This is a genomic window from uncultured Phascolarctobacterium sp. (assembly GCF_934190775.1).
GTDB lineage: Bacteria > Bacillota > Negativicutes > Acidaminococcales > Acidaminococcaceae > Phascolarctobacterium_A.
In genome coordinates this window covers 139,093-150,926 of the sequence record NZ_CAKPTG010000005.1, presented here as the reverse complement: position 1 = coordinate 150,926, position 11,834 = coordinate 139,093, and the positions used below count along the sequence as shown (strand labels likewise).

Annotated in this window: 19 protein-coding genes and 1 tRNA gene; all 20 read left to right on the top strand. The window is 48.0% G+C overall.

Features of this window, described 5'->3' with window-relative positions; translation table 11 throughout:
- The first annotated feature begins 85 nt into the window (after positions 1-85).
- A complete protein-coding gene (locus Q0G26_RS04525; protein ID WP_293828934.1) occupies positions 86-481 on the top strand; it encodes a single-stranded DNA-binding protein in 396 nt (131 codons plus the stop codon).
- 12 nt (positions 482-493) lie between these two features.
- Positions 494-667 carry a hypothetical protein gene (locus Q0G26_RS04520; RefSeq protein ID WP_293828933.1) on the top strand — a complete coding sequence of 58 codons (174 nt, stop codon included), beginning with the start codon at positions 494-496 and terminating at the stop codon, positions 665-667.
- Positions 640-990 (top strand): DUF1064 domain-containing protein, encoded by a 351-nt coding sequence (locus Q0G26_RS04515; RefSeq protein WP_293828932.1) that lies wholly within the window; start codon positions 640-642, stop codon positions 988-990. The genes Q0G26_RS04520 and Q0G26_RS04515 overlap by 28 nt, the downstream gene beginning before the upstream one ends.
- Before the next feature lie 11 nt (positions 991-1,001).
- Positions 1,002-1,208, top strand: coding sequence for a hypothetical protein (locus Q0G26_RS04510; RefSeq protein ID WP_293828931.1), 207 nt, complete (start codon positions 1,002-1,004; stop codon positions 1,206-1,208).
- A gap of 11 nt (positions 1,209-1,219) precedes the next feature.
- Positions 1,220-1,405 (top strand): hypothetical protein, encoded by a 186-nt coding sequence (locus Q0G26_RS04505; RefSeq protein WP_293828930.1) that lies wholly within the window; start codon positions 1,220-1,222, stop codon positions 1,403-1,405.
- A complete protein-coding gene (locus Q0G26_RS04500) occupies positions 1,399-1,836 on the top strand; it encodes a sigma factor-like helix-turn-helix DNA-binding protein (protein WP_293828929.1) in 438 nt (145 codons plus the stop codon). The genes Q0G26_RS04505 and Q0G26_RS04500 overlap by 7 nt, the downstream gene beginning before the upstream one ends.
- A gap of 290 nt (positions 1,837-2,126) precedes the next feature.
- Positions 2,127-2,660: a hypothetical protein gene (locus Q0G26_RS04495; protein ID WP_293828928.1), complete on the top strand. Its 534-nt coding sequence runs from the start codon at positions 2,127-2,129 to the stop codon at positions 2,658-2,660.
- Positions 2,661-2,790: 130 nt separating this feature from the next.
- Positions 2,791-2,877 (top strand) — tRNA-Tyr (locus Q0G26_RS04490).
- Positions 2,878-3,152: 275 nt separating this feature from the next.
- The gene (locus Q0G26_RS04485) at positions 3,153-3,566 is read left to right on the top strand and encodes a putative metallopeptidase (protein ID WP_277270720.1); all 414 of its coding nucleotides are present in this window, start codon (positions 3,153-3,155) and stop codon (positions 3,564-3,566) included.
- Entirely contained in the window at positions 3,541-3,897 is a 357-nt protein-coding gene (locus Q0G26_RS04480) for a hypothetical protein (RefSeq protein ID WP_293828927.1), read from the top strand. The genes Q0G26_RS04485 and Q0G26_RS04480 overlap by 26 nt, the downstream gene beginning before the upstream one ends.
- Entirely contained in the window at positions 3,890-5,272 is a 1,383-nt protein-coding gene (gene terL / locus Q0G26_RS04475; RefSeq protein WP_293828926.1) for a phage terminase large subunit, read from the top strand. The genes Q0G26_RS04480 and terL overlap by 8 nt, the downstream gene beginning before the upstream one ends.
- Positions 5,273-5,285: 13 nt before the next feature.
- Complete coding sequence (locus tag Q0G26_RS04470; protein ID WP_293828925.1) at positions 5,286-6,662, top strand: hypothetical protein; 1,377 nt, start codon at positions 5,286-5,288, stop codon at positions 6,660-6,662.
- On the top strand, positions 6,598-8,274 hold the full coding sequence (locus Q0G26_RS04465) for a glycohydrolase toxin TNT-related protein (RefSeq protein WP_293828924.1): 1,677 nt from the start codon (positions 6,598-6,600) through the stop codon (positions 8,272-8,274). The genes Q0G26_RS04470 and Q0G26_RS04465 overlap by 65 nt, the downstream gene beginning before the upstream one ends.
- On the top strand, positions 8,264-8,530 hold the full coding sequence (locus Q0G26_RS04460; RefSeq protein ID WP_293828923.1) for a hypothetical protein: 267 nt from the start codon (positions 8,264-8,266) through the stop codon (positions 8,528-8,530). The genes Q0G26_RS04465 and Q0G26_RS04460 overlap by 11 nt, the downstream gene beginning before the upstream one ends.
- A gap of 107 nt (positions 8,531-8,637) precedes the next feature.
- Positions 8,638-9,279, top strand: a complete 642-nt coding sequence (locus tag Q0G26_RS04455) for a hypothetical protein (protein WP_293828922.1) — start codon at positions 8,638-8,640, stop codon at positions 9,277-9,279.
- A gap of 24 nt (positions 9,280-9,303) precedes the next feature.
- On the top strand, positions 9,304-10,128 hold the full coding sequence (locus tag Q0G26_RS04450) for a N4-gp56 family major capsid protein (RefSeq protein WP_293828921.1): 825 nt from the start codon (positions 9,304-9,306) through the stop codon (positions 10,126-10,128).
- Entirely contained in the window at positions 10,128-10,577 is a 450-nt protein-coding gene (locus Q0G26_RS04445) for a hypothetical protein (protein ID WP_293828920.1), read from the top strand. Before Q0G26_RS04450 ends, Q0G26_RS04445 begins: the two co-directional genes overlap by 1 nt.
- Positions 10,577-10,951 (top strand): hypothetical protein, encoded by a 375-nt coding sequence (locus tag Q0G26_RS04440; protein ID WP_293828919.1) that lies wholly within the window; start codon positions 10,577-10,579, stop codon positions 10,949-10,951. Before Q0G26_RS04445 ends, Q0G26_RS04440 begins: the two co-directional genes overlap by 1 nt.
- Entirely contained in the window at positions 10,948-11,334 is a 387-nt protein-coding gene (locus Q0G26_RS04435) for a hypothetical protein (protein ID WP_293828918.1), read from the top strand. The genes Q0G26_RS04440 and Q0G26_RS04435 overlap by 4 nt, the downstream gene beginning before the upstream one ends.
- Positions 11,335-11,345: 11 nt before the next feature.
- Complete coding sequence (locus Q0G26_RS04430) at positions 11,346-11,804, top strand: phage tail tube protein (protein WP_021719610.1); 459 nt, start codon at positions 11,346-11,348, stop codon at positions 11,802-11,804.
- Positions 11,805-11,834 lie beyond the last annotated feature (30 nt).

The window sequence follows — 11,834 nt, the reverse complement described above, 5'->3', positions numbered from 1 at the left end:
GGAATATCCTGCATAATCATACAGTCAATAAGGGTTATAGGTTACCTTTATCAACCTAAATACATTATATAAGGAGAGAATGAGAATGAATAGAATTATGCTGTTAGGCCGTTTGACCAAAGATCCCGAAATCAGATATACCCCGAGCGGTGCCTGCGTAGCACAGTTTACGTTGGCTGTTGACCGCCCCTACACTAAAGACGGCAGCCGTGAAGCGGACTTTATCCCTTGCGTAACGTGGGGAAAGACGTCAGAAACAATCGGCAACTACGTGCATAAGGGACAACGTCTGTTGGTGGAAGGCCGCTTGCAAATCCGCCGCTATGATGCCAAAGACGGAAGCAAGCGCTGGGTGACTGAAGTAATCGTCAACCATGCCGAATTCATCGAGCGCAAGGAGCAGACATCACAGCAGCCGGCGCCGCAGAGCATGGAAAGTTTTGGCCAGCAGGTGCCGTTTGATGAGGAGATTCCGTTTTAGGGGGCGTGCAGCATGGGAACTAGCTCAGGTGAAATTTGTGTGTGGTGCGATAAAGAAAAGGCTGTGCCGAGCATTTTCGACAACGGCCGCCCGGTTTACTGTGAAAAATGCCAGCGTGAGCTGTTAAAAGAATTTGGCACGCCGGATGCGTTGGCTGAATGGGAAAGGACGCGCAAGCAGCAATGAAATACCATAACAAAAAAGTTGAATGTGATGGCATCATCTTTGACAGCATTAAAGAGAAAAATTATTATTGCGAACTGAAAGTGCTGCGCATGGCGGGCGAGGTTATAGAATTTGAACGTCAGGTAACGTTCGAGTTGCAACCTAAATTCAAACATGCCGGCAAAACCGAAAGAGCAATAAAGTACATTGCTGATTTTGTCGTCAAATATAAAGATGGGCGTACAGTAGTGGTTGATACTAAGGGCTTTAGAACAAGGGACTATTTGCTGAAGCGCAAAATGCTGCTGTATAAGTACCCAGGTATATTGTTTGAAGAAGTGTAAAGGATTGAAAAATGAAAGAGAAAAAACTTTATACATGTGAATTTTGTCACACAGACTATGCTGAAAAAATTGCATGCAAACGGTGTGAACAAAACCATAAAACGAATCTGGCCATTAAAGGCATGAGATTTAAGCCGATTACAGTTGACAAGTCTGGCTTCCCCATTAGCATTACGGTTGTTACTGATAAGGGATTAGAAAAAGTGTATCACTGTTAAGGGGGCGCGTAATGAATAGAAAAACCGACGAAGAGATAATTAAAGATAAAATCGGCTATTGGTGCAAAAGCGTAAAACATTGGTGGAAAGCATACAGAAAATACCGCTGTTCTCTTTATAAATATTTTTTGCTGGAATCAGTGCGCAAGGTACGCTATTGGCATGGAGAGCTAGAAAAGAAGGTGAAAATGTGCTGACAAAATATGATCTGCGTAAATGCAAGCATCTGAAAATGGAGATAATGGATTTGCAGGACCAGGCGAACGAGCTTACCAACATGATGACATCGCCAAGGATTTCGCAATTAACAGGGATGCCCGGTAGCGGCAATAGCGGGCGTGACAATGTAACCAATGCCATTGCCAAGGCAGATAAACTGCGCAGTCTGTATTACGAAAAGTTTGGCGCGCTGGCAGGTTTGCAGATGGATATTGAAAAGGCCATCGAACCGCTGCCTGCAGAAGACCAGATGATGCTGAGAATGTATTATTTCAGCAACTACACATGGGAAGAAGTGGCTGTACGCATGGGAATCAACTGGCGCAGCGTGCACCGCCGTCATGCAGCTATCTTGGAAAGGCTGGCGCATGATGAAGAAAAGAAAGAAACTGAACCTGAGAATCAATGACTGCTGTGGCAGGCAGCCCAGGTGTGCATTTAATAAGCAAGGTGTTTTGGGGATTTACTGCCCATGCTGTAAAAGATTTGAGCTGGCAAGGGACGGTGAATTTTTCCTTGAAATAGCTCAAAGATGGAACAAAAAATAGTAAAAATATATGTTGTGACATTGTTTGACAGTATCCGCTGATGATATAATTATAATAAGCGGAGAAGAAAACAAGAGACGCAAGGGAGTGAAGCCCTGCTGCTGTAATGGCGGTGGGGCTTTTACTATGCATTGATAAGGGAGATGGCACAGTGATAACGAAAAATGAAATAGTTTTAACAATAGCTGCTGTGCTTGCCTTTGCCGGTGGTTTCGCTCTGCGCGGCGTTCTGCATACCTGCCCGGTGGCTGATACAAAAGTAGTTACCCAGGTCGAATACCGGGACAAGGTGAAAACGGAAATTGCTTATGTGCCTAAAGAAACTGTTATCTACAAGTCTGCTGATGGCAGCACTAAAAGCGAACCGGAGAAAACGGATATTGACGTGAAGCTCAATAAGCCGGTGCTGAATGTTAAGGTTAATGACAAGGCCTTCACTGTGGCCAAAGCAGAGAATGAACAGTACCTGTTTGACAAGAATAAACTGACGCTGACGCAGACCAGCAGCACGGATCTTAATATAAAGATACCGGTAGTTGATAAAACGCGGCGCTGGGGCATTGGTGCTGGCGTTTCTAAGGATGGCGCGGTAGGCGTTATTAACTTCCCGCTGAAAGGTAATGCTGGTGGTTGGGTAGCCGGCAGAGCTGATAACGTCATGGGTGGCGTTATGGTAAGATTTTAAAGATACCCGGGTGCAGGGGCAAGGTTCCCGAATGGGAGTAGATGCAAGTTGCGAATAGGACACATTGCAAATATTCGTAGCGCAGCTGTGCAGCTGGCGTCAAGAATTCCTTCACCCCCTGCTTTTATATGCGTAGGTGAGCCGAGTAGCGAAGGCGGCGGACTGTAAATCCGTGACGTAAGATACAACGCTGGTGCAATTCCAGTCCTACGCACCACTTTTAGATTATATGCTGGTGTGATACTTGACCACGTAAAAGCACAGGTTGCACTAGGTTAGCGCTGTTGTAATATCGTGGGAAATTCCTTAATTGGTGGATAAAGCAGAATCAAGCGCCGCAGCCAGCAAAATATTTTCTGCCTTTGCCGGGCGTGGGTTTTTGTTGAGTTTTCCCCCTCGCCGGAACAGACTAGTCACCTCCTTTTCCGGACGCAAGGACACCGCACTGCAATGCGGCGCGTCCGGCAAGGGCAGAAGAATTCGAGGTACATCATGGAGCACAGTAAAAAGTATAGGCTGATGGCAAATAAGCTGATACGCACTTTGCCGGAGTTTGCGGATATCAAGGCGGCTAAAGTAAAAATAGCCTACTTATCCAGCCTGGAAGAGAAGAAGCGCAATAAGCGGACGATATTTGCGGACTGCAACTTAGTGAGCGACCGCTACAGCTGGTGCTGTCCCTATGATTTTTTTATTGTGGTCTATGAGCCGAATGTAGTTGGCTTTAGTGAAAAGCAGCTAGAAACACTGCTAAGGCATGAGCTGCATCATGTTGGCATTGATTTTGAGAAAGACGAAACAGGCTTCTACGTTGTGCCGCATGATGTGGAAGAATTTTGGGATATTATTGATGATGTGGGATTAAGGTGGTGTGAGATGGATGCCTACAAAGAAACAACTGGATAATTTGAAGAATGGAAAAGCCACAAGGTTTCGAAGCGGCGAGGAAGCGGCGAGGAATGGCAAAAAAGGCGGGCAGGCATCAGGTGAAGCACGCCGCCGCTTGAAGTCGTTCCGTGAGCTGGATGCAGACTTCACAACGGACGATGAGCGTAAGGAGATGCTGGATGCGCTGAAGCTAAAGGCTAAGCGTGGCAACATCAGGGCTTTTGAAATTTATCGCGATACTGTAGGACTGAAGCCTAAGGAAAACGTAGAAATCTCTGGTGAGCTTGCTAATCCGTTCGCCGGGCTGACGGATGCAGAACTGAAAAAGCTGGCTGGTATGGATGGATAAGCAGCTGATTACATTGGGAGCAACGATAGAACTTGCAAGACGCAGGTTCTTTTTTTACGCCCAGCTGAAGAACCCGGACTTTTATCGGAGCGACCGAAAGTACCTGCAGGAGCTGTGCGATACCTTGCAATGGTTCCTGACATCAGATAAGAAAATACTTGTACTGAACATGCCTCCGCGTCACGGCAAGAGCTATACGGCCAGCAACTTCGTGGAATGGGCGCTAGGCAGGGATAACACTTTGCAGGTTATGATTGGCTCGTATAATGAAACACTGTCGACGCGCTTCAGTAAGAACGTGCGTGACAGCATCAGTGAGGCTAAGGCGGACGTTTATAAGCCGGTCTATAGTGATGTGTTCCCCGCAACTAAAATTAAGCGTGGTGACGGCGCTATGAACCTGTGGAGCCTTGAAGGTCAGCAGACAAGTTACCTTGCTACATCGCCAACTGGTACAGCGACAGGCTTTGGCTGCAGACTGATGATCATAGACGATTTAATCAAGAATGCGGAAGAAGCCTATAACGAAAATGTTAAAGAAAAGCATTGGGACTGGTTCACAAATACCATGCTGTCACGTGGCGAGGGCAATTATAAAATCATCGTAATTATGACGCGCTGGGCTAGTGATGATTTGGCAGGCAAGGTGCTGGAATATTATCCGGCAGAAAAAATCGTGCATATCAACATGAAGGCAGTGCAGGATGACGGCAGCATGCTTTGTGATGGCGTGCTGGATGCTGAAAGCTGCATGGAGAAGAAGCAGCTTATGGGATTGGATATATGGAGCGCCAACTACCAGCAGGAGCCGATTGATATCAAAGGCAGGCTGTACAGCAGCTTCAAGACATATGACGGCGCACTTCCTGCCTTTAAGCAGATTCGTGCTTATACGGATACTGCTGATACCGGTGCCGATTACCTTTGCTGTATTATCTATGGGCGCACCTTCGCGGATGAAGCGTATGTGCTTGACGTTTTATACACGAAGGAGCCTATGGAGGTTACTGAACCGGCAACGGCGAGGGCGCTGGAACGCAACAGCACGAATGTGGCACGCTTTGAAAGCAACAATGGCGGGCGCGGATTCGCCAGGAAAGTGAAGAAGCTGCTGCATAGCAACCATACAACCATTGAAACCTTTACGCAGCACAAAAACAAGGCTGCAAGAATCTTGTCTAACGCTACATGGTGTATGGAGCATATTTATTTCCCAAGCGATTGGAAGAACCGCTGGCCGGAGTTTTATGCGGCGCTGAGCAAGTACCAGAAGGAAGGCAAGAACACACACGATGATGCTCCGGATGCTTTGACCGGCGTGTGTGAGGACATTGTGGAGGTGGCAAGGCCTAAACCGATGCGCGTCAACTATTAGAGAGGTGAGATTTATGCGTAATGATAAACATGGACTATATAAGATGCTGGAAGATGGCTATGAAGGCTGTGGCGGTTTCCTTGACGGCAGCTATTTAACCCAGCACCCTCGTGAGGATGCAGGAAAGTACGGCATGAGGCGTGAGCTGGCGTACTACCTTAACTATCTGGCACCCTGCGTTAATGCTCATGTAGCGCCAATCTTCAAAACACTGGCTGTGCGTGACTGGAGCGGCGCAGGCTCGGAGCTGTGGGAAACCTTCAGTAAGGATGTTGACTTCTTGGGCACCAGCATTCAGAACCTTATGAAGCAGGCTGCCTGCAGTGCGAAGCTGCAAGGCGTCGCTTATATCGTCATGGATAAGGCGCAGGGTGATACTGAGGATATGCGCGTGGCAGACCTGGAAGCGGACCGCAATAACCTGCCTTACGCTTTTGTGGTTAACCTTAATGCCGTAAAGGAAATCTGTCAGGATAAGCTGGGGCGTATCACAAAGTTTGTTTTCGTAGAGCCTGATGCATACCAGGAACAGACGATGGCGACACGCACGCTGACGGCAGAAGGCTGGGAGCTTATCGACAGCAAAGGCAAGCACAGCGGAACCTGGAATCTTGGCCGTGTGCCAGTTGTTCCTCTGGTGAGCAAGGTGAGGAATAGTCACAATCCTTTCCCTCCGAGCGAATTCCTCAGCGTAGCTAAAACGAACCTTGCTATCTACAATATGTGCAGCTGGTTGGCTGACATCCTGGTCAATCAGACATTCAGTGTTCTGTGTTATCCTTCGAGCGACCCGGACAGCATCAACATCGGTACCAACAATGCGTTGGGATATCCTCCAGAGAGCAGCCATGCACCTGCGTTCATCGCTCCGCCTGATGGTCCTGCAACAGTGCTGGCAGCGCAGATTGCTACGCTGCAGCAGGAGATTTACCGTATGGCTGTTGTTGTCAACGTTACCGGTTCCAGCAAGCTGCAGAGCGGGCAGGCTAAGGCGTGGGACTACGAAGCGACGAATCAGATCTTATCCGATTTTGCGGACCTCGTGGAAGCAGCGGAAGAGAAGCTGGCAAGATTGTTCAGCGCCTGGACCGGTGTGCAGCTGGAATACAGCGTAAATTATCCCAATGACTTCAAAATCAGTGAGGTTGAGCAGGAGCTTGCTAATGCTGAAATTGCTAAAGGCTTGAACTTTGGCGATGAATTTAACATGGAAGTATTCAAGCGCGTTCTTACCAGCTATCTGCCGGAGCTTAAGGCTGATGACTTTGACGCGCTGGTGAAGACCTACGAAGAGCACTTGGAGCAGGAAAAGCTGGATTATAGCCATGCTTTTGGTGATAATGGCGGTGGCGATGATGGCGACGACGGACAGGCTGGCGCAGCTGATTAACAAACTGAATAAAAGCTGGCGCAAGGATGCTAAAAAAGCAGTAGCTTACTTACAAAGGCTGATTGCTAGTGGCATGAAGTTTGAAGAGGCACTGGATAATGTGCAGCGCCACTATGGTAAGCTGTTTACACTCCCTGAACTGAAGCCTGCGCTTGTAGAGGCTGCAGCTTATGCCTATGGCATTGTACCTAGCGTATTGACTACGGCGCAGGTCAAGCTGATGGGCGAGCAGCTGGCAGGCAAGTGGGATGAAAGCGGCATGACGCTATCCGAAAAGCTGCATGGCGTAGGCGTGAAAATGCGCGGTGCCATTGTAAGCACCCTGCAGGAGCAGATGCGTCGGAACAAGACCTGGACTGAGGCTGCAAGGGCGTTGTATGATGGTTATGGCGACGATGGGCAGAACGTATATAACGGCGGCAAGGATATTATCAGCAGGCAGGACCTGCCGAAGTATCTGCAGAAGGTAAGGGAGGCTACAGGCAACGACCTGCAGGCATTGGCTGAGCAAAGGCAGGCCATTGACAACATCAATCGTCTGGCTAAAAATGGCGCACCCAACAAGGCACTGCAGGCAGCCTATAATGAATTGCTGGAAGCAGTGCAAAAAGGCAATGAAAAGGCTATTGAAAAAGCCGTGGAAGTTGCTGTCAATGAAAAATCCCGCTATGTTGCCGAACGTATAACCAGAACCGAGATGGCGAGGGCGTGGGCTGACGGCTTCATAGCAAAGATAAAAGATGATGACGATGTTGTGGCTGTGAAATTCAAATTAAGCAGCCGTCACCCTGTTTTTGATATCTGCGATATGTACGCCAAAGCTGACATGTATGGCTTAGGTGCAGGCATATATCCCAAGGATAAGCTGCCACCTTTGCCGGTGCATCCGCATTGCTTATGCCGGTACGTGGAAGTCATTGAAGGCGAAGTTGATATGCAGCAGCAACGCGATCAGTTGCGGGAAGCAGGCGACAAATGGCTGAATAGCTTGCCGGAATCACGCAGGGCGCAGGTGTTGGGGCGTAAAGGCTTGAAAGCGTGGGAAGATGGTGAAGACTGGCGCAAGTATATGCGTGGGTATGCCGGGCTGCGGGAAGCAGAGAGTAGGCTGAGTGGTATTAAGAATCAGCTTCATGCAGGTAAGAAATCCAACGAAGAACTGATGGCAGAAAACCTAGTGCCGCCTACAGATGAATTTATAGAATCTATTGCGAAAAAGTACGGCATGACGTATACTAAGGGTAAGAAAGGCGAGGATAGATTTTATTCTGATGATGGACGTCCAATTTACCCATTAAATGATGGCTTTGTTGGAGAACCTGAGAAAATCACATTAAAAGCAGGAGAAATGCTGGTGGATAGATATGGTCCAGTGTACGGCGGTTATGTAAGTCCTAAAAATGTTAGCTTTGAAGCAAGGGCACTGCCTAGAACTACTTCTAAAACTCTATATAATGTTTTTGTCATAAAAAAAGACATAGCAGATGTTCAGAGCGGATTAGCAGCTGCTTGGTTTGGTGAAGTTGGCGGCGGAATCCAATATAAATTACCTATGAACATTAAGCAATTATTGGAAGATGGATATATGGAGTTGGTGGAAAATGACATTTAAAGAAGTAAATAAAATATTGGAGATCATAAATTTCAATATGAATTATTGCAGCATCTTGGATAAGCCTTTTGTTAAAGCTGGTGATGGGGTTGTTGCAGTATTAGACAAAGGCGCATATAAGGTTTATTATGTTGAAAGGAATGAACCTTATGATATTAAAGAGTTTTTTAACGAAAATGACGCTAGCAATGATTTTTTGAGAAGATTAAGAGAATCTTTTGGGAACCATTATTGCTTCCCCAAGAATGCTGAATAATTCACTGTTTTTATGCTATTAAAGCACTTACGTTTTGTGAGTGCTTTTTTATTGCCCAGGAGAGGGCACAATATAGGGCGGAGGCCCATGATATGGAGGTATCAGAAATGGAAATGAAACAGGTTTACGAAGCACTGGAAAAAGTTGAGAACGGTGCTGACCTCATCGCTGCTATCAAAGGCGAAATCAACACTCTCAACAACGAAGCTAAGAAGCACCGCACGGCAGGAGAGCAGAGTGCGACAAAGCTGAAAAGCATCTTAGAGGCTATTGGTTTGGCAGATGGCGACGATGTGGTAGACAAAGCCAAGGGACTTAAGACTACATTAGACCAATTTGCCCAGGGCGGCAAAAAGCCTGATGAAGTTGCAAAGCAGATTACCGGCTTAACCGCACAGGTTGGCAAGGTCACTAAGCAGCTGGCTGATATGACCGAAACTGCCAAAGCCGAAAAGACCAAGCGTCTTGACGGCATGAAGATGGCTAAGGCTGTGGAGCTGCTGACTAAGGGCAACGCTGCGAGCCCGCAGAACATGGCTAAGCTGCTGGAAGGCAGCATCGTTGTTAAAGACGATGAAAGCCTTGCCTATACCGGCAGTGATGGCAAAGAAATTAGCCTGGAAGATGGTGTTGATGGCTGGCTGAAGGAGAACAGCTGGGCAGTTAAGGCCAATGGTGCAGGCGGTGGCGGCAGCAATGGCGGTGGTGGCGGTTCTGATGATCCGTTCCTCTGTGGCTTTAATTCTTAATGACGAAAGAGAGGATTTTTTATTATGACTATTAACTACGCAGACAAATATAGCGCAAAAATTGACGAGCGCTTCAAGACCGGCGCGCTGACCGCTCCGGCAATCAACAACGACTATGATTTCACCGGTGTGCAGACTGTAAAGGTTTACTCTATCCCTACCGCAGGCATGAATGACTACACTTCTACCGGTGCAAACCGTTATGGTACCCCGGCAGAGCTGGAGGATTCCGTACAGGAGCTGACTTTGACTAAGGACCGTTCCTTCACCTTCACCATCGACAAGAGCAACTATCAGGACACCGGCATGCTGAAAGAGGCTGGTGCAGCCTTACAGCGCCAGATTGATGAGGTAATTATTCCGGAGCTGGATATTTATCGTCTTGCACAAATCGCTGCAGGCGCTAAGAACAGCGCAACCGCTGCAGTTACTAAGGCCAACGCTTACAGTGCCTTCCTGGACGGCACCGAGAAGCTGACCGACGAAAAAGCGCCTTTAGGCAATCGTATTGCTTATGTGGCTGCTTCTTACTTCAAGCTGCTGAAGCAGGATGAATCCTTCATCAAGGCTTCTGACTTGGCACAAAACATGCTGGTAAAAGGTCAGGTTGGTATGGTAGACGGCATTCCCATTATCGTGGTGCCTGCGTCCTATATGCCGGCGAAAACCGCGTTTATCATTACCAATCCTATCGCCTGCTGCGCTCCTGTTAAGCTGGCAGATTATAAGATTCATGACAACCCGCCCGGTATCAATGGCTGGTTGGTTGAAGGCCGTGTGCGCTATGATGCATTCGTTCTGGACAACAAGAAAGGTGCTATCTACGTACATAAGACCGCTGCTGAATAATGAAAAGCGTAGAGATTACGCGCGAATTTGATAAGCTGGTGCGTGCTTTCGAGGCCGCACCGGTCCAAACGCGCGATATGGTACGCAGGCAGGTGAAGATGGCCGTCAGAGATGTCAGGGAATATGCTCGCGATCATCATCGTTTCATTACAAGAAGCGGTATGACTGAAAAAAGCATTATGAGCCTGGCTAAAGACAACCAAGGTACAGTTATGCTTACAAACAATATAGCGCGATGGCAGCATGAAGGTACTAAGCCGTATGTGATTGTGCCACGCAGTAAAAAGGTGCTGCGCTTTGCCATAAACAAGGAATTTGTCTTCAGCAAGCGCGTGCGTCACCCTGGCATAAAGGCGGACCCTTTTCTTTATACGGCAGCTGATGTTATGCAGCCTGTTATTGTCAGCAGATTTGCTAAGGCTTTAGACAGTCTGCTGGGAGGTTTATAATGGATTACATTGATTTTGCAGATATACAGGACGCGGTGCTGGATTGCAAATATGAGGATATTGTCTATGGCAATGAAATCATAAACAGCCTGGCCAGCAGGCTTCAAGTAACCGATATTCCCGAGCCTGTACCTTACATAGTCAAGCGCCTGGGCGTTGTGGCTGCCTGCTATAACAGATGCCTGCTGCAGACCGGCACAGACCCTACAACCGTATTCAACGGCGCTGGCGGTGTAGAAAACAGCGATATATACGCACAGAAGCTGAAGCTGTATAAGGCTGAGATGGAACGCCTTATGGCAAGTATTACAGCTGCTGATTTTGGCGTCACAGGAGGGCAGGGGAGAGCAAGTATTCCTCTGTATCGCTCATGAGCAGACGTACTGAGATTACAGATGTTATCATGGGGCTTTTGCAGGACCAGATGCCGGAAGTGCATTGGAGAAGCCTTGTTACCGGTGCCAGCCGTGGCAATAAGCTGGAAGGCACTGTGAGCTGTGACCGTATCACCTATGTGGAGATGACTAAGAGCGGGCGCAAGGGCGTACTGACATACAGCATCTACCTGTTGGATACGGCAAGCGTTGAAGGCGTCGATGCCTTGGCTGATAAGCTGGATGCGTTACTAACGAAGTACCACGATTTAGGTGGCTGGTGCATTGACAGCCAAGTTAAAGAAATTGTTTTCGGCGTGGCGCAGGGCAAGGCTGATGCAGGCATGGCGCTGATTACCTATGAAGTTTATTTTGATTGTTAGGAGGAACAGATATGAGTGAATATACTTTCCCGACCCGCACCGATGCGACCAGCACTGCGACTGCGGGCAAAGATTATTTGATTTACCTGAATACCGGCACTACCGAAGCAGCTCCGACCTGGACTCTTCTGGGCGGCCAGCGCAGCGGTGATTTGAACCGTGAAGCTGACGAAATTGATGCTTCCCATAAGACTTCCGGTGGCTGGAAGTCTACTCTGCCCGGTTTGCGCAGCTGGTCTATTGACCTGGAAACCGTTTACCTTGCGGGTGATACCGGTGCCAAGTTCTTGGAAGCTGCTTTCTTGGCAGGCAAGCAGGTGCATGTTAAATTTGAATATCCGGATAAGAGCTTTGTTACCGGTTGGGGTTCTATTACTGAATGTTCTCTGAGCACTCCGCATGATGATGTTGCTACTCTTAAAGGCACCATCAGCGGTGACGGACCTCTCAGCGAACAGAGCAAGGGTTAAGGCAAACACAAAAAAGGCTGGCGTAAAGCT